This window comes from Rhodanobacter sp. UC4443_H10, assembly GCF_052978325.1.
In genome coordinates this window covers 2586739-2608258 of record NZ_CM129668.1, presented here as the reverse complement: position 1 = coordinate 2608258, position 21520 = coordinate 2586739, and the positions used below count along the sequence as shown (strand labels likewise).

The following is a 21520-nucleotide window of genomic DNA, read 5'->3' as shown; positions in this document are numbered from 1 at the left end:
GGCAGGAATCGCCCTTTCACCATGATGAAACAGCCACACGGAGGCACCATGCACCTGCGCAGCGACAATTTCGACAACGGCCAGCGCATTCCCGCGCGCTTCGCCTTCGGCAAGATCGCCGATCCCTTCGCGCTGTCGGACAACCACAGCCCGCACCTCGCCTGGCGCGACGCCCCGCCGGCCACGCGCTCGTTCGTGCTCACCTGCATCGACACCGACGTGCCCAGTCGCGGCGATGACGTGAACCAGGCGGGCCGCACGGTACCGGCGGCGTTGCCGCGGGTGGAGTTCGTGCACTGGCTGATGGCGAATATCCCGGCCGAGTGCGGCGAACTGGCTGCCGGCGCCTGCAGCGACGAGGTCACGCCGCGCGGCAAGCGCGAGCCGTACGGGCCGCCGGGCAGCGTGCAGGGGGTGAACGACTACACCGGCTGGTTTGCCGGCGACGCCGAGATGGGCGGCGAATACCTGGGCTACGACGGCCCGTGCCCGCCCTGGAACGACACGCTGCTGCACCACTACCACTTCACCATCCATGCGATCGACGTCGACGTGCTGCCGCTGGTCAAGGGCTACTCGCGCGATCAGTTGCGCGCGGCGATGGCCGGCCATGTGCTGGATCAGGCCACGCTCACCGGCGTCTACAGCCTGAACCCTGCGGTGGCCGGCTGAACGAGGGCGCGTGGGCGCGGCGTGCAGGCGGCTGGCGGTATCCTTCACGCCCGCATGGCGCGTGCTGTGGGTGAATGGCACCCACCCACCACGAGGGATGCCCCATGTTGCACTACGCGCTGGTTTTCCTGGTCATCGCGATCATCGCCGCGATTCTCGGCTTCGGCGGCATCGCCGGCGCCGCAGCCGGCATCGCGAAGATCCTTTTCGTCATCTTCCTGATCCTGGCGATCATCGCGTTCTTCCGCCGCGCCAGATAGCCCCCTTATCATCCAAGAGAATGCCATGTCGGAGCAGGTCATGAACCCCAAAGAGCCAACCCCCAAGCCCTCGGTCGACGAGCGCATCGACGAGCGCGCCGAGCGCGTCAAGCAGGCCACCTCGCAGGCCGTGGCCAGCACCAAGGACAAGGTCGACCGCGCCGCCGACCGCGTCGAGCAAGGCCTGCACCACGCCACCGACAAGACCGCGTCGGCGGCCCACCGCACCGTCGACAAGGCGGCCGAAGTGGGCGAGCAGGGCCGCGCCGCCTACGAGCACACCCGCGATCGCGCCGACGAGTTCCTTGAGCAGGCGCGCGAATACGTGCGCGAGAAGCCGATGCAATCGGTCGCCATTGCGCTGGGGGCCGGCTGGCTGCTTGGCCGCATCCTGCGACGTTGAGCCACTGATGCACGAGCAGGGTGACAGCACCCGCGAGACGGCGCCGGACCCGGCGCCGTCGTCGTCTGGCCTGTTCGACGAGATCGCCCGCCTGGGCGCCGCGCTGAAGCGGCTGTTCGGCGCGCAGAAGGATCTGCTGGCCGCGGAGCTGGGGCTGGCCCGCAGCGCGGTGTCGTGGCTGCTGGTGGCCGGGCTGGCCGCCACCGTGGCGGGGGTCGGCTTCGGCCTCACCGTGCTCGGCCTGCTCGGCGTGCTGCTGGCCAAGTGGCTGGGTTCGTGGGTGTGGGCCTTGCTGCTGCTGGCGCTGCTGCAGCTGCTGTTCCTGTTCGGCGCGGTAGTGCTGTTCCGCCGCTGCATGCATTGGATGAGCCTGCCTGTCACGCGTGGCCAATGGGGTGCGATGATGCGCGCAGGCGTGCGCAGGATCGAGGCGGAAGTCGCCGACGAGCCGGCCACGCCGTCGCATGCCGCGCGGGGCGAGGAAGGGCGATGAAAGTATTGAAGCAACTGGCCGAGGTGCGCCTCGCGCAGGCGCGCATGGAGCGGGCGCGCCACGAGGTGGGCGAGCCGGCCGCCGCGCTGCTGGCGCGCGGGCGCGAATACCCGCTCGCCACGGTGGGCGTGGCTGCCGGCGCCGGCTTTGCGCTGGGCAGCCTCGACCTGCACCCGCTGCGGGTACCGGGGCTGGCCTCGCTGGTCGGCGGCGGCCTGGTCGAGGTGCTGGCGCAGGGCAGTCACCTGCTGGCCGAGATGGCCGTGGCGGGCGTGGCGGCGCACGCCGCTGCAACTGCCGATTCCGCCGCGCCGGATGGCGCGCCGTCCCCGTGAACGCCGAGCCTGAGCAGCCGCCGCCGAACGCGGACGACACGCTGCGCGAGATGACCTCCGCGGCGATGCTCTCGCACATGCCGGCCGATCCGCTGCTGGTCGGCAACCTGCCGCGGCCGCTGGCGCGCCGGCTGCACAGCGCGCGCGGCACGCGCCGCCACCTGCGCGCCATCCGCATGCTGCTCAACGCGATGCTGCTGCTGGCGTTGCTGTACACCGTCACGCTGACCCGCGCACTGCTGATCCCGCTGGTGCTGGCCGCCTTCATCGGGCTGGCGCTCAACCCGATCGTGGCCACCGGCGCGCGCCTGCACCTGCCGCGCTGGCTCACCGCGCTGGTGCTGATGATCGGCCTGGTGATCGGCATCGGCAGCGGCGTCGGCCTGCTGGCGCAACCGGCGCTCGGCTGGTTCCACGGCGCGCCGTCGGCGATCCGCAGCTTCGTGCCCAAGGTGCGCAACCTGACCAAGCCGCTGGAGGCGGCCAACCGCGCCACCCAGACCCTGGTCAGCGGCACTTCGCGCAGCGCCGCGCCGCCGCCGGCGCCGCTGTCGATCAGCGCGTGGGATGTCGTATCCACCGCGCCCAAGGTGCTCGCCGCCGTGCTCAGCGTGATGCTGCTGGTATTTTTCTTCCTGGTCTACGGCGACACCATGCTGCGCCGGCTGGTCGAGATGACACCCAGCTTCTCCTACAAGCGGCACGCGGTCAGCATCGTGCGAAGTTTCCAGAGCGAGGTCTCGCGCTACCTGCTCACCGCGCTGTCGATCAACACCAGCCTGGGCGCGATCACCGCCGGCATGCTGTGGTTGTACGGCGTGCCCGATGCGCTGCTGTGGGGCGCGGTGGCGATGTTCGCCAACTTCATTCCGTACGTGGGGGCGATTTTCACCACGTTGCTGCTGGCCTTCGTGTCGATGCTGTACGCAAAGAACGCCGAGCTGGAGGTGTTCCTGCCGGCACTCACCTTCGCCGCCATCACCATCGTCGAGGGCAACCTGATCACGCCGCTGATCCAGGGCCGCAGCATGCGCCTGTCGCCGATCGCGATCCTGCTGTGGCTGCTGGTGTGGGGCTGGCTGTGGGGCATTCCCGGCGCGCTGCTGGCGGTGCCGATGCTGACCTGCGCCAAGCTGATCTGCGAGCGTATCCGGGGCTGGGAGTGGTTCGCGCTGATCGTGTCGCGCTAGGGTGCGATCCGCCGCATGGCGCCGCAGTTTCCGAACAACGACACCACCGGGGATGCACCATGACCGATCGGGCGATCAACCTGCGCGACAAGCTGGCCCGGTTCAGCGAGCACTGGTCGCCCCGCGTCGTCGCGGAGATGAACCACTACCAGTTCAAGCTGGCCAAGCTCAAGGGCGAGTTCGTCTGGCACGCGCATGCGGATACGGACGAGGTCTTCATCGTGCTGCAGGGTGCCTTGACGTTGGAGTTCCGGGACCGCTCCGTGCCGCTCGCGGCCGGCGAAATGTACGTGGTGCGCAAGGGCGAGGAGCATCGCCCGGTGGCCGCGGAGGAGTGCAGCGTGATGCTGGTCGAGCCGCGCGGGGTGGTCAACACGGGCGACGCCGGTGGCGCCCGTACTGCACCCAACGACGTGTGGGTGTAGCGCGCCGGCGCACTCCATCGTTGGCCCGCGAGGTTCCTCAAGGCGATGCCGTGCCGGCCGTCGCCGGCGTGATGCCGTGCGTCCGCAGCACGGCGGAGATGTCGAAGCGCCAGAGGTTGCGCGAGCCGTTCAACGGTGACTGCAGGCGGCGTTGCAGGGTGGCTGCGTCGTCGCGCGGTTTGGGAAAGCTCACCTCCTCGCGGCGGTTGCTCGACACGAACAGCTCGCCGAACGCCGGCCCCAGCGAGGGCGCGTTCTCCAGCGTGCGGCTGTTGATCCCCTCGCCCAGGTGCGCGGGCCTGCCCCAGCTGCCGTCGGGCTGGCGGAACACGATGTAGATGTCGGCGCGGCCCAGCGCATCGCCCTCGTCGCCGGCGTAGAGCAGGAAGCGTCCCGCGGGGTCGATCGCCGGGTCCATGCGGTTGCGCGCCGGGTCGCCCAGCGGCAGCCGCTCGGGCGTGGCGCGGCCGTGGTCGCGCGCCACGTAGATCTGGTACGCCTTGCCGGAATCCGCGCGATGCGCCGAGAAATAGATGTCGCCGTTCGCCGCCACCGTCGGGTTGTAGATCATCGCGCCGTCGTTGAGCGCGCCGTCGACGTGTATCGGTGCGCCCCATCCGCCGTGCGCCTGCTGTTCGACGTACCAGAGGTTGGTGCCGGTAAAGGGTCGCCCGTTCATCGTCGCGCTGACCGGCGCGGCACCCGGTCGCGGCGGCCGGTTGGAGACGAAGTACAGGCGCCGCCCGTCGGGCGACAAGGCCGGCTCGGAATCGTGCCACTGGCCGGAGAATGCGGCCACCTGCGGCGGCGACCAGCGGCCGTCTTCGCGATGCGAGACCATGATGGTGTCGTCGGCTTCGGCGAAATCCGAACGCATGAAATACAGCGTGCTCCCGTCCCGCGTCAGCGCGACCGAGGTTTCCTGCAGGCCGGTGGAAATCGCCCCGGGGCCGAGCAGTTCGCCGGGGATTGCCGCGCGCGCGGCAGGCAGCGCGGCGAGCATGGCCGCGAGGCAGGCGGCCAGGGTGAGTTTGCGTGCGGACATGATGGTTCCTGCGATGAATGGACTCACCGGTCGTGGTGCGCGTCGAGCCACGGCGCCAGCGACACTTTCCAGATGTGGTTGCTGCCGTTGTCCCACGCGCGCATGCGCGCCAGGTCCGCGTGTGCCTGCGCGCTCGTGTGCGGGTAGCCCACCTTCGCCGTGTAGTTGCTGGTGAAGTACAGCGTGCGGGCGTCCGGGCCCAGGTGCGAACCCCACGGCTCGTAGCGGTTCACCGCATCGCCGAGGTCGACCGGCGTGCTCCAGCCGTCGCCCTCGCGGAAGGCGATGTACAGCCGGTCGGGCTTGTCCTTGCCGGCGTAGTTGGCGTCGAACACGATGAACGACTGATCGGGCGCGATCGCCGGGTCCAGCTCGTGCGCCGCCGGATCGCCCAGCGCCAGGCGCTGCGGCGACTGGTAACGGCCGTCGCGCCAGGCCGTGCGGTAGAGATGGAACTCGTGCGTGGTCTCGTCGCGCCGCTGGTAGTACACGTCGCCGTTGGCCGCCACGCTGGGCGCGTAGACGCTGGTGCCCACGTTCACCGTGTCGGGCAATCGCACCGGCTCGCCCCAGCCATCGCCACGGCGATCGACCCGCCACAGGTGGCCGCCATGCAGCGCCGGCCCGCCGGCCACGTCGGCCCGGTTGGACGTGTACACCAGGAACGAGCCGTCCGGCGCCATCGCCGGATCGTGGTCCTGCCACTGCCCGGAGAACGGCGCGATCTGCGGCGTCGACCAGGTATCGCCTACCTTGTGCGATTCCATGATGAAGCCGTTCCAGCCCGCCTGCTGGTCGAAGTAGACGGTGGCGCCGTCGGGCGCGAAGGTCAGGCAATCCACGCCCGCCGGGCCGGAGATCGCGCCGGGCGCGAAGATTTCCGGTGTGGCGGGTGTCGTGTCGGCGGCGCGGGCGGTGCCGGTGCCGCACAGCGTCAGGGCGAGGAGACTGCAGGCGAACGGAGCGAACATGCGACGGGCCATGCGTGTTCCTCGATGCGATGATGGTGTGGCGGAGTCTGCGCAGCGGCGTCGGCACGCCGCTGCCGCTTTGTGACGAACGGAAACCCGCCGTGACCAGCGGCAGCCAGGGCGGGGCAGTCGGCACCACCCCACCCGCCTCGTCATGCCTGCGAAGGCAGGCATCGCACTTCAATCGCTGCGCCCGCGAGAAGCATGCGGGAAGAGCGCCTTGTTCGAGGCCAGGGTTCGTACGACAAGCACCGCCAGAAGCGGGATGGCGATCGCGTAGATGTACTGTGTACGCGACACGCCGATGCCGAACGGGAACCAGATGCCCGGCACGCCGATGGGATCGAGCAGCTCGCCGCCGAACAGTCCGGCCATGATCGATGCCAGCGTGACGAGCGAGAGCATCCGCATCGGGCCGCTGCGGACCATGCGTATGGCAATGACGACCATCAGCGCGAGCAACCCGAGTCGGCACACGCTGTTCAGGCTTGCCGAACGGGTCAGGGCACCGGCGACGCCGACCACCGCCAGCACGACCGCCAGGACATCGATGCTTCGCCACGCGCGCAGGCACCAGCGGTTCCAGGCCAGCACCCAGGCCGCGATCGTTGGCGCCCACATCACAGTGGCCAGCCATGAGTAGGTTCCCAGCGATTCAAGATCGGTCCACGAGACGATCGCATTGTTGAGGCGTCGCTCCGCCGTGAGCGCGAGCGCGATGCAAGCGAAAGCCAGAAAACCCCTGTGGCTGCTGCGGCGCCAGCCCACGAGCGCCAGGCCGATGACGGCCAGCATGGCGACCGGCTCGATCGCATCGACGACGTAGCCGGCGATGGTTCGCTCCCAGTGCGCGCGGTGCAGTGCGGCGCCTGCCGGTTGGGGAGCGAGGATGGGCGCACTGTGCATGCCACCACCGGTCGTGCCGTAGGTGGCTCTGGTGAGCATGAAGGTGCGGATGGCGAGTACGCCGCGGATACCAGCCGCATCGGTGGGGAGGGCGAACAGCAACGGCCGCGTGCCCACGAAGCGCGGATTCCGGCCCAGCCTGCCCGACCCACCCAGCAATTGCCCGTTCCAGTACAGCTCGTAGCCGTCCTCGACCAGGGTCGGCCCGAGGATGACCCAGGATGCGTACCCCGCCGGCACCGTCACCGCACGCCGGTACCAGGCGTAGCCGTGATAACCGTGGTGACCATGCGCCGCCCACCCTTCGACGTAATCGGGCAGGCCTACGTCGCCGTCGTGGCTGCCCGGCAAGGCGGTCATGTCGATCGTCTCCCAATCGGAATCGTCCGTATCGGCGTTGGCCCAGCGCAGGTCGTCACCAACATGGAATCGCCAGGAGCCATCGAGCACGGTCGCGGCGGCGCGCAGATGCGGCGGATCGGGGCGACCGCCGGTAGCCAGGACGACGAGCACGATGATCAGGAGCAGCAACGTCGCCGTGGCGATGCCGATGATCAGCCTGCGTTGCGTGGCGTCGATCGATGACGGCGTCGAAGATGCGGGTTCAGTCGTCATGCGATGACCTCGCTTTCAGGTTTCGATGCTGGAGAGACTGCCATCCTCCGCGGACAGCCACGTGGAGCAACCGGGAAGGCATGGCATCCTGGCGGGCGCCGGCAGCGACACCGCCGCACAGAGGCGGCCGCATTCGATATGCAGCGGTGGTGCGACATGTCCGGCCTGCCCACCGGCAACCTCCTTGCAACCAAGGGGATGGATCGAGCCGCCTCGGGTTTGCCAGACAGCGCGCCTGTCCGTGCGGTACATGGCCGGTTGATCATCTGGGTTCCGCGTCAGCGGGTGCGCCCAGCCTGTATCGCGCCGTCCCCTTGCGCTTCCGTGTTGTGACGAGCGGGCATTCGCGACGACCAGCGGTAGCCGGCGCGGGACGATCGGCGCGACCGGACCCGGCACGGTGCCGCGCCGGCCGGGACGATGTCCGGGTTGCAGCCCGGCTAGAAGCGGTACGACCAGCCCAGCTCCAGCACCGGATAGATCGCCTGGTTCCGCGTGTGGTGGGGATCGCCAGTCAGGTCCGTCGCCGCTGCCATGCCGGCCTGTGCGTAGAAGCCCGTGTCCGTCGCGCGGTAGCCGATGCCCAGATACGCGGCAAGCTGGCGACGCGACGGCATGCGCGCCTGGACCTCTGCGTCGTTCAACGCGCTCATGTCGTGCGCCGGCGGGTGGGCCAGGGCGGCCACGCGGATATCGTCGATCACCGCCCCGACCGACAGCAGCAGGCCGCCATGGCGCGGGTGCCAGTCGAGCTTGGCGATGGCCACATCGAATACGCCAGCGCTCGCCGCTCGGGTGCCGTCGTGGCTGGCCGCGTGCAGCGCGCCCGACCCCTCCGCCGCACGCGCCGTACCGCACGGCAGCGCGAGCGCGGCGAGTGTCAGTACGACCAGGGCGATCTTGTTCATGGCGGCCCCCAACGAGCAGACGCGGCCACCCCCGCGGCCGCCGTCCGAACCCTTATCGCGCGATTCGCGCCGCCGTGCAGGCCGCGATGCCCGAACTGCTAGCGCCGTCAAGCCGCGAGTGCGAACGGCTTGGCAAATGGCGGCGCCGGTTCAGCCGCGCGCGCCGCGCACCCTGTTGCTTGACGAACCCTACGGCGCCGCCGACCATCTCAAGTTCACCTGCCGCCAAGGCGCTGCCACGATCGACGACGCACCCGTGCGTCACGAGGGCTCCGTGCCGGTCAGGTCCCACCCAGGAAAAACCACATCGCATGTTCGAAAACGCCTTCAACAACATGGATCGCGTCATGCGCAATGACGAGGGCCTGGCTTCCGAGCTGGACTACGCCGAACAGACCTCGTGGCTGCTGTTTCTCAAGTATCTCGACGACATGGAGAAGGAATGGGAGGACGAGGCCGGGCTGGAAGGCCGCGAGTACTCGCCCATCCTCGACGAGCCGTACCGCTGGCAATCCTGGGCCGCGCCGAAGACGGAAGATGGCGCGCCCGACCTCAACGCCGCGCGCACCGGCAAGGACCTGATCGAGTTCGTCAACGGCGAGCTGTTCCCGTATCTGCAGACCTTCCGCGAAACCACCGAGGATCCCGATTCGCTCGAATACAAGATCGGCGAGATCTTCGCCGAGATCGCCAACCGCTTCCGCTCCGGCTACTCGCTGCGCGACGCGCTGGAAATCATCGACCAGCTCAACTTCGGCAGCCAGCAGGCCAAGCACGAACTGTCCGACCTCTACGAAACCCGCATCAAGCGCATGGGCAACGCCGGCCGCAACGGTGGCGAGTACTACACGCCGCGCCCGCTGATCCGCGCCATGATCGAGGTGGTCCAGCCGCAGATCGGCGAAACCATCTACGACGGCGCCTGCGGCTCGGCGGGGTTCTTGTGCGAAGCGTGGGACGCCATGCGCCGCGACGACCTCTCCGCCGCCGACTGGGACACGCTGCAGCGGCGCACCTTCTACGGGCAGGAAAAGAAATCGCTGGCCTACGTGCTGGGCGTGATGAACCTGATCCTGCACGGCATCGACGCGCCCAACATCCGCCACGTCAACACGCTCAGCGAAAACGTGATGGACATCCAGCAGAAGGATCGCCACGACATCGTGCTGGCCAATCCACCATTCGGCGGCGGTGAGCGCAAGGAGGTGCAGCAAAACTTCCCGATCAAGTCCGGCGAAACCGCCTACCTGTTCCTGCAGCACTTCATCCGCAAGCTGAAAGCCGGCGGCCGCGGCGCCGTGGTGATCAAGAACACCTTCCTCAGCAACACCGACAACGCCAGCGTAGCGCTGCGCAAGGAGCTGCTGGAAAGCTGCAACCTGCACACGGTACTGGATTGCCCAAGCGGCACCTTCCAGGGCGCCGGCGTGAAGACCGTGGTGCTGTTCTTCGAAAAGGGATCGAAGACGCGCAAGGTCTGGTACTACCAGCTCGATCCAGGCCGCAGCCTGGGCAAGACCAATCCATTGAACGACGACGATCTGGCCGAATTCGTGACGCTGCAGGCGGACAAGGCCGACAGCGCGAAAAGCTGGTCGGTGGCGGTGAAGGAGCTGGACACCGCGACGTGGGATCTGTCGGTGAAAAACCCGAACGCGCCGGAAGTCGAAGCGCTGCGCAGTCCCGAGCAGATCATTGCCCACATGCTGGCGCGGGATGCGGAGACGGCGGAGATATTGGAAGAGATCCGGGGGATGTTGTGAAGGACACGGGCGCTGCCGGATACCTGCCGCCGGATCGGCAATGGCTGAGTGCTTCGATTGGAGACATCGCAATAGTTGACTGGGGAAACACTACCCTAACGAAGAAAGCCTACTCGCCAGAGGGCGAATTCTTGGGAGTTTCTGCTGCCGGGTGCGATGGACGTATGAAGTTCGCGGAGCACAAGGCGCTTACGCCAGTGTTGTCTGCTATAGGTGCAAATTGTGGTCGGATGTTTCTCCCGACAGAAGACTTTACGGCGATCAAGAACACCATCACGCTCACGCCGAAAGAAGGCGTCTGTGACTCTGTCTTTCTCTACTATCTGCTCGATTCAGTCGACCTACCGAAACGAGGTGCCGGGCAACCTTTTATTTCGAAAGGTGACATTCAGAAATTTCCTATAGCAATTCCTTCGCTGGACGAGCAAAAGCGAATCGTTGCGGTACTCGATCAGGCCTTCGCCGCCCTCGACCGCGCCCGCGCAAACGCCGAAGCCAACTTGGCGGATGCACGCCAGCTGTTCGGCGCAGCGGTCGAGGCGATGGGCAAACGAAGGGCGAGCGTTCAGGAGAAGAGGCTGCGACTCGGCTCTGTCGTGACACGACTGACAAATGGATACGTCGGGCCCACGCGGGACATCTATGTCGATATGGGTGTGCCGTATTTGCTGGCACGGCATGTTCGCAGCAATGCGTTGACCTTCGACGGACAGACATACATCTCGTCCGCGTTCAACGAAAAGCACAAGAAGTCCAAGTTGAAGGCCGGTGATGTGCTCCTCGTACAAAGCGGACACATCGGACACAGCGCGGTCGTTCCCACAGCGCATGATGGCCATAATTGCCACGCCATGATTGTGATCTCGCCGGTCGACGAGGTCGTGTCGGGGCCGTACTTGTCGATGGTTTTCAACACGCCGGCAATGCAGGAAACATTTCAGCGAATCAGATCCGGCTCGACTGTGCCGCACCTGACCTGCAAGTTGGTTAAGGAATTGATGATCGATATTCCCCCGCGCGAAGTGCAGGACGAGATCATCGCGGAAGCCGATAAGCTCAGAGCGAAGGTCGAGATCGCGCAAAAGCGGTACGAAACCGATATCTCCGACCTCGCCGCCCTGCGCCAGTCCCTCCTGCAAAAAGCCTTCTCCGGCGAACTGACATGAGCGAGCAAACACCCGTCAAACTGGCCGACCTCGAAGAAGCCCTGCTGTTCCTGGATGCGGGAGGCGATACGGAGGCCTGGGTGTGCCGGGACACGGGCGCGGTGCTCCGGCACAGCGACGAGGTCGACGAGTTCGACCCGTTGCCGGCGGACATCGACGATGCGGCGCGCTACGTGGCGCTGCCGAACAAGCATGACCTCGACCTGGGCAAGCCGCTGGCGCTGGAGTTCGCCCGCACGCAGCTGCCGGATTGCTACGAGCAGGTATGCGCGATGTTCTCGCACCGCGGCGCCTACGCCCGCTTCAAGGATCTGCTGGATCGCCACGACAGCCTCGACGCCTGGCATCAGTGGGAGAGGGAACAGACCCGACAGGCGCTGCGCGAATGGTGCGCGGACAACAGCATCACGCTGGCTGAGTGAGCGATGGCGCCAACGTCTGCGCGGTCCCTGCCGCAATATGCGTTTTCGGCCAGCTGCCGTAATGCCGCGCCGCAACCTGTCCACTCGTCAAGGACAGGTCTTACGCGTTGGGATCGGGAGCTGAGTCGCTGACCCAGTCGATCTGCCCATCGTCGCGCAGTGCACTGGCGTCGAAGCCGTTTTTGAGTGTGATGGCACGCGTTTTCAGATGCCCGCCTGAGCGCAGGCGTTCACAGTATTTGTGCAGCGTGGAGGCATCTTCGGTCAGGATGAAATCGATGCCCTCGTGGCCGGCCTGGGCCAGAAGTTTCACGTCGTCGCGCACCACCGCACGGCTTTCCCGGGCGTCCCGCTGACCGAGCGCGCTCCACAGGTTTGCGGCCTTCTGTCCATGCGGAACATTGAAGTCGAGAACGCGGAAGTTGTTCAGTGGCAGATCCGTGATGGGTTGCTTGATTCCGAATTCCGCAGCCACGATGGCCGAGAAGATCATCGGCATGTTGTTCTTCAGCAGGTAGCGGTAGTACTGCTCGGCCGTGGCGTGGTGGGCGCGGTGTTGACTGACGAATGAAATCAGAAAGCTGGTATCCAGCAGCACCGATGCGCTCATCCCTGTCCGCTCCGCAGGCTTTCCAGCCAGTCATCAGGCACGTCCGCCCAAGCCTGGGTGCCCTTGCGCACCAGTTCGCCGAATGCCGTTGCGTCCCAGCTCGGCTGGCTATCCTCGAAGCCCAGCAAGGTCAGGTTGCGTAGTTCACCGCTCTGCAGGTTCTCCTCGGCAGAAATCCGCAAAACGGCCGGTTTGTAGAGACGGTTGCGCTCCTCGTCGCCCAGCAGTTTTTGCGTGCTGGCGATGGTCAGCACCTTGCCGTTGTCCAGCTTCAGGTGGACGTTGGCCTTGCTGGTGCCGCCCAGGTCGGTGATCTGGCCGTGCAGGTACTTGCTGACTTCCACCCACACGGCGGCTGTCTGGTCCCGGTAATCGGAGTCCGCATCCACACGGATGATGGCCGCGCCGCTCTGATCGGCCAGCGTGTAGCGGCGGTGAGGATTTTTGCGTGCAGCCACCTGCCAGCGTTCCATCACCGCGGCGCGCTTGGGGTCAATCAGACCCAGTTGGGCGCTGTTTTGCAGCTGTTGAACATCAGCCCACAGGGTGGTGGCTGTCAGCAGGCCAACGGCAACCAGGGCGAGTGACCCTTCTTCGATGGCAACCATCACTTGATTGAGGTTGACGTCCTTGCCGGAACCAGCCAGAAACTCGCCTACATCGTTCTGGAACTGCCCCAACAACGCCAGCGGGACGTGCGCAGGCCCGACCTCGGCATCCTCGATGCGGTCGTTCAACGCGAAGCGAAGGGTGTTGGCCGGTTGCATGCGCTTGATTGTAGTGTTTGGCGGTGCCGATTGGGGTAGTCGCCTACCTGAGCGTTGCGTCATCCGCTATCACAAGAGCGACGGTCCGTCGGTGGCGTGAGCGCGCCCGGTGGCTGGCGAGGGTGAGGGCGGCTGAAGGACCGGCAATAAGAACCCCCGCGTAAGTTCCGAGGAACCAAGAGGAGGGGGCATGTTGGGTGCAACTTCAATACATGGGCACGGCGGCAGGCGCACTGGCATTGGAAGGGGTCAGGATTCGCCCCGCCAGAAAAGCGAAAGGCCCCGGTGAACGCACCGAAGCCCTGACGCCGGCCGGGATCTCCCAACCCACTTGCGGGCAAGTTTGCTTAGCAGGGGCCGGGCGCGCAAGCGTCCGGCCATCGCGGAACGTTGCACCGAACGTGGCTTCCGGCCACCATCCGGACATCAGGGGCAACATTGACAGGCATGAACGAAACCGAAGCCGATACCCGCGCCAACCGCATCGATCCGGTGCTGCGCGAGGCCGGCTGGGGCGTGGTCGAGGGTTCGCGCGTGCATCGCGAGATGATTTGCCCCGGCCGCATTACCGGCGGTGGGGGGCGGGCCAATCCGCTGTCGGCCGATTACGTATTGAGCTATCGCGACCGCAAGCTGGCGGTGATCGAGGCCAAGCGTGCCGGCCTTGGCCACTCGGTGGGTGTAGGCCAGGCCAAGGACTACGCCACGCGGTTGCAGGCGCGCTTCGCCTACGCCAGCAATGGCATCGGCTGGTATGCCATCGACATGGTCACCGGCACGGAAGGCGATATCGCCTTGCCGTTTCCCTCGCCGCAGGAGCTGTGGGCGCGCTGTTTTCCCGAAGGCAACGACTGGCGCGACCGCTTCGGCGCGGTGCCGTTCGAGACCGGCGGCGGCAAATGGCAGCCGCGCTATTACCAGCACAACGCGATCACCGCGGTATTGGAGGCGATCGCCAAGGGCGGGCAGCGCATCCTGCTGACGTTGGCCACCGGCACCGGCAAGACGTCGATCGCGTTCCAGATCGCGTGGAAGCTGTTCGAATCCAGCTGGAATTTGAGCCGCGACCCGGTGCGCCGTCCGCGCATCCTGTTCCTGGCCGACCGCAACATCCTCGCCGATCAGGCCTACAACGCGTTCAGCGCGTTTGCGCCCGACGCGCTGTGCCGTATCAGCCCCGACGAGATCCGCAAGCAGGGCCGGATTCCGAAGAACGCCAGCGTGTTCTTCACCATCTTCCAGACCTTCATGACCGGTACGGACCAGGACGGCGAACCGCAGTTCACCTTCGAAGGCTATCCGCCGGACTTCTTCGACTTCATCGTCATCGACGAATGCCATCGCGGCGGTGCCCGCGACGAAAGCAGCTGGCGCGGCATCCTCGACTACTTTGCGCCCGCCGTGCAGCTGGGCATGACCGCCACGCCCAAGCGCGACGCGAACGTGGACACCTACCGTTATTTCGGCGACCCGGTGTACACCTACGCGCTGAAGGAAGGTATCGGCGACGGCTTCCTCACTCCGTTCAAGGTGCGCCAGATGGCCAGCACGCTGGACAGCTACACGTACTCCGATGAGGACGAGGTGATCGGTGGCGAGATCGACCCGGACAAGGAATACACCGAGGCAGACTTCAATACGAAAATCATCATCGATGCGCGCGAGGAAAGCCGCGTGCACGAGTTCATGGACCAGATCGACCAGCGCCAGAAGACGCTCGTGTTCTGTGCCACGCAGGATCACGCCGCGCGCGTGCGCAATGCCATCAACCAGATCAAGGACAACCCCGACCCGCATTACTGCGAGCGGGTGACCGCCGACGACGGCAAGCTCGGCGAGCAGCATCTGCGCGAGTTCCAGGACAACGAGAAGACGCTGCCTACGATCCTCACCACGTCGAAGAAACTCTCCACCGGCGTCGATGCGCGCAATGTGCGCAACATCGTGCTGCTGCGCCCGACCAAGTCGATGATCGAGTTCAAGCAGATCATCGGCCGCGGCACGCGCACCTTCGACGGCAAGGACTTCTTCACCATCTACGATTTCGTGAAGGGCTACGAGAAGTTCGAAGACCCCGAGTGGGATGGCGAGCCGTTGCCGCCGGATGAGCCGCGCGAACCGAAAACGCCGACGAAACCGGATGACCTGCCGCCGCGCACCGGTGGCGTCGAGAACCCCCCGGAGCCCGTGGCGAAGGTCGTGGTGAAGCTGGCCGATGGCAAGGAGCGCTCGATCCGCTACCTCGCCGCCACCACGTATTGGCACGAGGGCCGGCAGATCACTGCGCAGGAATTCATGCAGCAGCTGTTTGGCGACCTCAACAATCTGGTTGCCTCGGAAGAAGATTTGCGTGCGGTATGGAGCGACCCTGATCGGCGCGAAGCCTTCCAGCAGCGGCTGAAGGATCTCGGCTACGATGCTGATCGTCTGGACGACATGCGGCGCCTGATCGACGCCCCCAACAGCGACATCTTTGACGTGCTGGCCTATGTCCGCTTCACGCTGGCGCCGTTGTCGCGCCACGAACGCGCCGGTAGTGCGCGCGCGACGGGACTGGATGGCTACCAGCGAGAGATGCGCGGCTTCCTCGACTACGTGCTGGAGGCCTACGAGAAACACGGTGTGGACGAGCTGGCATCAAGGAAAATCGCCGACTTCCTGCGCATCCGCTACGGTGGCACCAACGATGCCAAGCGCCTGCTGGGGCCGGTGCCCGCGATACGCGAGGCGTTCATCGCGATTCAGGCGCATCTCTATCAGTAACTTGGCGGCAGTAGGGGCACTGCCCGCCGCTGTCGCGTGAACAGCCGGCGGGCATTGCCCGCCCTATGCGCAAACAACCCACGCGCTCCTGCTGTCTGGCGGGGCTGCATTGATTGCCGCAGGCTCCGCAAATCCGCCCTCGGCTCAGCGCAACCCCAACGCCGCCCGCGCCCCCGCCCGAAAGCGCCGACTCAGATCCAGCCGCGTCCCGTCGTGCAGCACGATCTCCGCCCCGCCCTTGAACAACGGATGCACCTCGCGGATGCGGGCCAGGTTGACCAGGGTGCCGCGATGGATGCGCAGGAAGCGCGCCGGGTCGAGTTGCAGCAGCAGGTGGCGCAGGGTGTCGCGGTGCAGGTAGCGCACCGGGCCGACGTGGATGTGCAGGTAGTTGCCGTCGGCGCGAATCCAGTCGATGTCGTCGACGGCGAGCACGCGGATGTGTTCGCCGTGGCGCACGCTGAGGCGTTGGGCGTAGCCTTCGGCGGGCGTGCTTTCGATGGCCGGGCCGGCGGTGGCGTGCAGGCCTTGCCAGTGCTGGTTGACGCGCGCCATGGCCTGGTCGAAGCGGGCCTGTTCGATCGGCTTGAGCACGTAGTCCATCGCCATCGCGTCGAACGCGCGCAGCGCATGGTCGGCGAAGGCGGTGGCGAAGACGACCAGCGGCAGGCGGTCGGGGGCCAGTTCGTCGAGCAGTTCGAAGCCGTCCATGCCGGGCATCTGGATGTCGAGGAACAGCAGGTCCGGACGCAACACGCGCACCGCCTGCATCGCCTCGGCGGCGTTGCCGCATTCGCCGACGATCTCCACCTCATCGTGGCTGGCCAGCGCCTGGCGCAGGGCGAGGCGCGCCAACACTTCGTCGTCGACCAGCACGGTGCGCAGGCGCGGCGTGCTCATGCGGCGTGCTCGGCGTAGGGCAGGCGCACTTCGGCGCGGGTGCCGCCGCCGGGGATGGCGCTGAGCACGAGTTGCGCGGCGTCGCCGAACAGCATCTGCAGGCGCGAACGGGTGTTGCCCAGGCCGATGCCTTCGGCGGTGCCGGTCGGCGGCAGGCCGAGGCCATCGTCGTCCACGCGCAGCTGCAGCTGGTCGCCGTCGCGCCGCGTGGAAACGCGCAGGGTGCCGGCGCCGGGCTTGTCCTGCAGGCCGTGGCGCAGCGCGTTTTCCACCAGTGGTTGCAGGATCAGGTTCGGCACCGCGGCGGCCAGCGTGTCGTCGGCCACGTCCAGCTCGGTGCTGAGTCGATCCTGGAAGCGCACCTGCTGGATGCCGAGGTAGCAGGCGAGGAATTCCAGTTCGCGCGACAGCGGCACCTGCGGCGCGTGGCGTTCTTCCAGGGTGAGCCGCAGGAAGTCGCTCAAGCGGGCGATCATCAGCCGCGCCTGCAGCGGGTCGGCCAGCGCCAGCGCGGAGATCGCGTTGAGCGTGTTGAACAGGAAGTGCGGCTGCAACTGCATGCGCAACGCCTGCAGTTGCGCCTGCGCCAGTTGGGTCTCCAGCTGCGTGCTGCGCAGCCGCTCATCGCGCAGGTGGCGGCGCGATTCCATCCCGCGCAGCACCACCAGGATCACCCAGTAGGTGAGCACGGCCAGGTGGAAGCTGTAGGCGAACTCCATGCGGATGTACGCGCCCAGCGTGTGCACCGCCATCCGCCCCGGGCCGCTGAGGTTCCAGAACAGCACCAGGTGAGGCAGCAGTTGCAGCAGCGCCACGGCCAGGCTGGCCGGCACCTGCATGGCGAGGAAGCGGCGCCAGCCGTGGCCGGCGGTCTGCCGGCCCAGCCAGCCGACCAGCGGCACCAGTGCCATCCACAACCAGAAGTTGGAAAGGTTCCAGCTCAGCGCACGCAGCCAGTTCGGCGGATAGCCCTCGCTGATCGAGGACAGCCCGCTGCTCAGCGCATAGGACAGCGCCAGCCCGGTCCAGAAGGCGAACGCCAGCGCGTGTTTCTTCCAGTGGATGGTGTCGTGCCCGGTCACGCGATGCTCCCGCGCGCCGGTCGATGGGTGACGCGCCAGGACGGCAGTGTGCCGCCGTGGCGCCGGATGGAACAGTGCTGGACGGCAGGGCGCCGGCCTGGTCCGTCACCGGGCAGCATGGTGGCTCAGCGCGCCGATCGCTGCCGCAACCACGGCGCCAGCGACACGCGATGGATGCGGTGGTCGGGCGCGGTGTAGTACAGCATCGTGCGATCCGCGCCCAGGCGCGCCTCGTTGCCGGCCATGCCCAGATCCACCGGTGCGCTCCAGCCGCCGGGCACGGCGAAGGCGATGAACAGGTCGTTGCCGTTCGCCGGCGCCGGCGGTCGGTCGGAGCTGAACACCAGGAAGGATTGATCCGGCGCCACCGCGGGATCGAAGTCCGAGTGGCCGTCGCCGGTGCCAAGCGCCAGCGCGACCGCCGGCTGGTAATGGCCGTTTTCGCGGCGGCTCACGTAGAGCCGGAAGCTGCCATCGGCGGAATTCGCGCGCATGAAGTAGATGCTGCCGTCGCTCGCCACCGCGGGCGAGAACGTCGTGCTGCTGCGGTTCACGCTGTCGGGCAGGCGCACCGGCGTGTCCCAGCCGCCGCCCACGCGATCGACCCGCCACAGGTTGCCGCCGCGCCCGGGCCAGGCCTGGCCGCCCCAGTTGCCGTCCAGCGCCTTGCCCGCGCCGTTCGCCGGCCGGTTGGAGACGAACACCAGGTAGCGACCGTCCGGCGCCATCGTCGGCTCCAGATCCATCCAGCGATCCGAGAACGCCACGCGTTGCGGTGGCGACCAGACGCCATCGTGGCGATGCGCGGCGAACAGCCGCCGCGTGGCGCCGCTGCCGCGCGCGAACACCACCGTGTCGCCGTCCGGCGTGAACGCGGGCGAGGCGTCGTGTTCCAGCACCCACGGCCCGGCGGCGAGGGGCGGCATGACGGTCGTGGCTGCCCACGCCGATGCGGCGAGGGCGCTGCCCAGGATCAGGGCGAGGATCGGCAATCGGCAGTGGCTACGCATCGGATGCTCCATGGCAGAAACGTGGGGATAAATCGGCAGATCGTCAGTGGCGCTGGGCGGCATGCGCATCCAGCCAAGGCGCCAGCGACACCTGCCAGATGTGGTCGGCGCCGTTGTTCCACGCGGCTGCCGCGCGCGGGTCGGACGGCGGCAGCCGGCGATCGCTGTAGAAGTACAGCGTGTGGCGATCCGGCCCCAGCTGCGCGCCCATGCTGTGCTTGCCGCCGTTGACGGCGTCGCCGAGATCCTGCAGCGCGCTCCAACCCTCGCGCGTGTGGAAGGCGATGGCGAGGCGGTACGGCTGCTGCGCCTGGCGCTTCGTCGCCACCACGATGAACGAGCGATCGGGGGCGATCGCCGGATCGCGGATCAGGGCATCCGTCGTGCCCAGCTTCACCGCGTATGGCGCCTGGTAGTGGCCATTGCGCCAGATCGAGCGCAGCAGGTGCAGGCTCTCATCCGCGCCGACGCAGCCGATGAAGTAGATGCTGCCGTCGGCGGCGACGCTGGGCGCGAACGTCATCGAGCAGCGGTTCACCGTGTCGGGCAGGCGCACCGGCGCGGCCCAGCCGTCGCCGCGGCGATCCACCCGCCACAGGTTCATGCCGTTGCCCGCGTAGCGTTTGCCCGCGCGCACGGCATCCAGCGCCGGGCCGCCGGGCGTGGCTGGGCGATTGGAGACGAACAGCAGGTACGAACCATCCGGCGCCATCGCCGGGTCGAGGTCGCGCCAGTGCCCCGAGAACGACGCGGCCCGCGGCGGCGACCAGCGGCCGCCGACGCGATGCGCCTCCATCAGGGTGAAGCTGTCGGTGCCGCGCATGAAATACACGGTGGCGCCGTCGGGGGTGAACGCGGCGGCGCCGTCGTCGGCGGGGCCGGCGATGCTGCCCGGCGCGAAGATCGCGGGCGCCGCGTCGGGGCGGGCGGCGGCGTGGACCGCCAGCCCGAGCGCGAGCAGCATGCCCAGCGCGATGGATCGTTTCATGCGTTTTCTCCGGTGGCCGATCGGATCACGCTGGCACGACCCGTCTCGTGCGTCGCCGCCGCGGTGACGAGCGGCGCCGCGATGGTGGCCAGCGGCGGTTTGCCCGATGCGGACGGCGCGCCACCCGCTGGAGTGCGCCATGTCGCCGCTCGTCACCGCGCAGTGCACGCCCGTCACCCGGTCGATGCAGCGGCGCACGCGGCCGCGGCACGCTGGCTCGGCGGCAATCCGGCCGCACACGAGGACGGCAGCATGCGCAAGCAACACCGATTTCCCATGGGCATGGCGTACGTCGCCTTGCTGGCGCTGGGTGTGCAATGGACGACGGCGGCGACTGTCACCCGCGCCGCCGGCCTGGATGAGGCGCGCAAGACCGAGGCCGCCGTGGTGGCCGTCGATCAGCACTGGATGGATGCCGAACTCGCCGGCGACAGCGCCTGGCTCGATGCCATGCTGCTGCCCGAATACCGCTCGGTCGGCGCCGACGGCACGGTGCATCCGAAGGCCGCGATCATCGCGCACGCGGCGAAGAACCGCGGCAACGACGCCGAGCGGCGCAAGGTGGAGGCGTGGCTGAAGGCGAACCCGCTGGGGAAATCGGTGGTGATCCGCGGCGACACCGCGATCATCACCTTCTACGACCCGCAGCTGGGGCCGCAGAACGGCGTGCGCTCCTCCGACATCTTCGTCTACCAGGGCGGTCGCTGGCATGCGCTGTACTCGCAGCACAGCGCGGTAGGCAGCCGCTGAGACGCAGCGGAACGTCAATCGTCGGCCACGCGCACCACCAGCTTGCCGAAGTTGCGCCCTTCGAGCAGGCCGATGAAGGCGGCCGGCGCGTTTTCCAGGCCCTCGACGCGATCCTCGCGCAGCTTGATCCGGCCCGCGTCGAGCCAGGCCTGCATGTCGCTGCGGAAAGCGGCGAAGCGCTCGGCGTAGTGGTCGAGGATGACGAAGCCCTGCATGCGGATGCGCTTCTGCAGCACGCTGGCCACCAGCTGCGGGCGGCGATCCGGCCCTGCTGGCGGCGCGGCGTCGTTGTAGTGCGCGATCATGCCGCACACCGGCACCCGCGCATGGTGGTTGAGCAACGGCAGCACGGCGTCGAACACCGCGCCGCCCACGTTCTCGAAGTACACGTCGATGCCGTCCGGGCAGGCCGCGGCGAGGCGCCCGGCGAGATCCGGCGCGCGGTGGTCGAGGCAGGCGTCGAAGCCCAGCTCCTCCACCGCGTGGCGGCACTTGGCGGGGCCGCCGGCGATGCCGACCACCCGCGCGCCCTTGAGCCGGGCGATCTGTCCCACCACCGCACCGACCGCGCCGGTCGCGGCGGCCACCACCACGGTCTCGCCCGGCTGCGGTTGGCCGATGTCGAGCAGGCCGACATAGGCGGTGAAACCGGTCATGCCCAGGCCGCCCAGCGCCAGCGAGGGCGGCGCCAGGTTGCCCAGCGTCGTCAGCGTGTCGCCCGCGGCCACGGCGTAGTCCTGCCAGCCGGCGCTGGCCAGTACCAGCTCGCCGGGGTGGAAGCCGGCATGCCGCGAGCTGACCACGCGGCTCACCGTGCCGCCCATCATCGGCTGGCCCAGTTCCAGCCCGGGCGCGTACTCGGTGCCGGCCTCGTCCATCAGGTTGCGCATGTACGGATCGAGCGAGAGATACAGCGTGCGCAGCAACACCTCGCCGTCGCCGGGCGCCGGGAGCGGTGCATGGTCGAGGCGAAAATCCTGCGCGGTCGGCAACCCGTGCGGGCGGGAGGCGAGCAGGATGCGGCGATTGGTCGAAGCGTCTTGCGGCATGCGAAAAGCTCCAGCGTGGAAAGGGAC

23 protein-coding genes are annotated in these 21520 nt (G+C 67.5%); 12 read left to right on the top strand and 11 right to left on the bottom strand.

The window, feature by feature from the left end; translation table 11 throughout:
• Positions 1–48: 48 nt before the first annotated feature.
• The 7 genes from ACVCMB_RS11950 to ACVCMB_RS11920 all read left to right on the top strand — a co-directional run bounded on the left by ACVCMB_RS11950 (position 49) and on the right by ACVCMB_RS11920 (position 3778).
• Positions 49–672, top strand: coding sequence for a YbhB/YbcL family Raf kinase inhibitor-like protein (locus ACVCMB_RS11950; protein ID WP_395120725.1), 624 nt, complete (start codon positions 49–51; stop codon positions 670–672).
• 104 nt (positions 673–776) lie between these two features.
• Positions 777–932, top strand: a complete 156-nt coding sequence (locus ACVCMB_RS11945; RefSeq protein ID WP_395120724.1) for a DUF1328 domain-containing protein — start codon at positions 777–779, stop codon at positions 930–932.
• Positions 933–972: 40 nt separating this feature from the next.
• Complete coding sequence (locus ACVCMB_RS11940) at positions 973–1335, top strand: DUF883 family protein (RefSeq protein WP_395120723.1); 363 nt, start codon at positions 973–975, stop codon at positions 1333–1335.
• Between the two features lie 7 nt (positions 1336–1342).
• Complete coding sequence (locus ACVCMB_RS11935) at positions 1343–1828, top strand: ABC transporter ATP-binding protein (protein WP_395120722.1); 486 nt, start codon at positions 1343–1345, stop codon at positions 1826–1828.
• Complete coding sequence (locus ACVCMB_RS11930) at positions 1825–2163, top strand: hypothetical protein (protein ID WP_395120721.1); 339 nt, start codon at positions 1825–1827, stop codon at positions 2161–2163. The genes ACVCMB_RS11935 and ACVCMB_RS11930 overlap by 4 nt, the downstream gene beginning before the upstream one ends.
• 77 nt (positions 2164–2240) lie before the next feature.
• Positions 2241–3353, top strand: a complete 1113-nt coding sequence (locus ACVCMB_RS11925) for an AI-2E family transporter (RefSeq protein WP_395121296.1) — start codon at positions 2241–2243, stop codon at positions 3351–3353.
• 59 nt (positions 3354–3412) lie between these two features.
• Positions 3413–3778: a cupin domain-containing protein gene (locus ACVCMB_RS11920; RefSeq protein ID WP_395120720.1), complete on the top strand. Its 366-nt coding sequence runs from the start codon at positions 3413–3415 to the stop codon at positions 3776–3778.
• 37 nt (positions 3779–3815) lie between these two features.
• On the opposite strand, the gene ACVCMB_RS11915 is transcribed toward ACVCMB_RS11920, so the two are convergent.
• From ACVCMB_RS11915 to ACVCMB_RS11900, 4 genes are all read right to left on the bottom strand, one after another.
• The gene (locus ACVCMB_RS11915; protein WP_447107038.1) at positions 3816–4823 is read right to left on the bottom strand and encodes a hypothetical protein; all 1008 of its coding nucleotides are present in this window, start codon (positions 4821–4823) and stop codon (positions 3816–3818) included.
• 23 nt (positions 4824–4846) lie between these two features.
• Complete coding sequence (locus ACVCMB_RS11910) at positions 4847–5806, bottom strand: TolB family protein (protein ID WP_447107037.1); 960 nt, start codon at positions 5804–5806, stop codon at positions 4847–4849.
• A gap of 168 nt (positions 5807–5974) precedes the next feature.
• Positions 5975–7315 (bottom strand): glycoside hydrolase family 2, encoded by a 1341-nt coding sequence (locus ACVCMB_RS11905; protein WP_447107036.1) that lies wholly within the window; start codon positions 7313–7315, stop codon positions 5975–5977.
• A gap of 440 nt (positions 7316–7755) precedes the next feature.
• On the bottom strand, positions 7756–8223 hold the full coding sequence (locus tag ACVCMB_RS11900) for a hypothetical protein (RefSeq protein WP_447107035.1): 468 nt from the start codon (positions 8221–8223) through the stop codon (positions 7756–7758).
• 311 nt (positions 8224–8534) lie between these two features.
• Here ACVCMB_RS11900 and ACVCMB_RS11895 point away from each other — a divergent pair, with 311 nt between their 5' ends.
• From ACVCMB_RS11895 to ACVCMB_RS11885, 3 genes are read left to right on the top strand one after another with little or no spacing between them, the layout of a single operon-like run.
• The gene (locus ACVCMB_RS11895; RefSeq protein ID WP_447107034.1) at positions 8535–9986 is read left to right on the top strand and encodes an N-6 DNA methylase; all 1452 of its coding nucleotides are present in this window, start codon (positions 8535–8537) and stop codon (positions 9984–9986) included.
• Positions 9983–11152: a restriction endonuclease subunit S gene (locus tag ACVCMB_RS11890; protein ID WP_447107033.1), complete on the top strand. Its 1170-nt coding sequence runs from the start codon at positions 9983–9985 to the stop codon at positions 11150–11152. The genes ACVCMB_RS11895 and ACVCMB_RS11890 overlap by 4 nt, the downstream gene beginning before the upstream one ends.
• On the top strand, positions 11149–11574 hold the full coding sequence (locus ACVCMB_RS11885; protein ID WP_447107032.1) for a UPF0158 family protein: 426 nt from the start codon (positions 11149–11151) through the stop codon (positions 11572–11574). Before ACVCMB_RS11890 ends, ACVCMB_RS11885 begins: the two co-directional genes overlap by 4 nt.
• A 100-nt stretch (positions 11575–11674) precedes the next feature.
• Here ACVCMB_RS11885 and ACVCMB_RS11880 read toward each other — a convergent pair whose 3' ends face one another.
• The gene (locus tag ACVCMB_RS11880; protein ID WP_350016332.1) at positions 11675–12184 is read right to left on the bottom strand and encodes a type II toxin-antitoxin system VapC family toxin; all 510 of its coding nucleotides are present in this window, start codon (positions 12182–12184) and stop codon (positions 11675–11677) included.
• Positions 12181–12951: a hypothetical protein gene (locus tag ACVCMB_RS11875; RefSeq protein WP_447107031.1), complete on the bottom strand. Its 771-nt coding sequence runs from the start codon at positions 12949–12951 to the stop codon at positions 12181–12183. The genes ACVCMB_RS11880 and ACVCMB_RS11875 overlap by 4 nt, the downstream gene beginning before the upstream one ends.
• A gap of 447 nt (positions 12952–13398) precedes the next feature.
• Here ACVCMB_RS11875 and hsdR point away from each other — a divergent pair, with 447 nt between their 5' ends.
• Positions 13399–15714 (top strand): EcoAI/FtnUII family type I restriction enzme subunit R, encoded by a 2316-nt coding sequence (gene hsdR, locus ACVCMB_RS11870; protein ID WP_447107030.1) that lies wholly within the window; start codon positions 13399–13401, stop codon positions 15712–15714.
• Positions 15715–15858: 144 nt separating this feature from the next.
• Here hsdR and ACVCMB_RS11865 read toward each other — a convergent pair whose 3' ends face one another.
• The 4 genes from ACVCMB_RS11865 to ACVCMB_RS11850 all read right to left on the bottom strand — a co-directional run bounded on the left by ACVCMB_RS11865 (position 15859) and on the right by ACVCMB_RS11850 (position 19694).
• Positions 15859–16614 (bottom strand): LytR/AlgR family response regulator transcription factor, encoded by a 756-nt coding sequence (locus ACVCMB_RS11865; RefSeq protein ID WP_447107029.1) that lies wholly within the window; start codon positions 16612–16614, stop codon positions 15859–15861.
• On the bottom strand, positions 16611–17696 hold the full coding sequence (locus ACVCMB_RS11860; protein ID WP_447107028.1) for a sensor histidine kinase: 1086 nt from the start codon (positions 17694–17696) through the stop codon (positions 16611–16613). The genes ACVCMB_RS11865 and ACVCMB_RS11860 overlap by 4 nt, the downstream gene beginning before the upstream one ends.
• 125 nt (positions 17697–17821) lie before the next feature.
• Entirely contained in the window at positions 17822–18706 is an 885-nt protein-coding gene (locus ACVCMB_RS11855; RefSeq protein WP_447107027.1) for a TolB family protein, read from the bottom strand.
• Between the two features lie 43 nt (positions 18707–18749).
• Positions 18750–19694, bottom strand: coding sequence for a hypothetical protein (locus ACVCMB_RS11850; RefSeq protein WP_447107026.1), 945 nt, complete (start codon positions 19692–19694; stop codon positions 18750–18752).
• 12 nt (positions 19695–19706) lie between these two features.
• On the opposite strand from ACVCMB_RS11850, the gene ACVCMB_RS11845 reads away from it, so the two are divergent.
• Positions 19707–20444: a nuclear transport factor 2 family protein gene (locus tag ACVCMB_RS11845; protein WP_447107025.1), complete on the top strand. Its 738-nt coding sequence runs from the start codon at positions 19707–19709 to the stop codon at positions 20442–20444.
• Positions 20445–20458: 14 nt separating this feature from the next.
• On the opposite strand, the gene ACVCMB_RS11840 is transcribed toward ACVCMB_RS11845, so the two are convergent.
• A complete protein-coding gene (locus ACVCMB_RS11840; protein WP_447107024.1) occupies positions 20459–21493 on the bottom strand; it encodes an NADP-dependent oxidoreductase in 1035 nt (344 codons plus the stop codon).
• Positions 21494–21520: the final 27 nt, after the last annotated feature.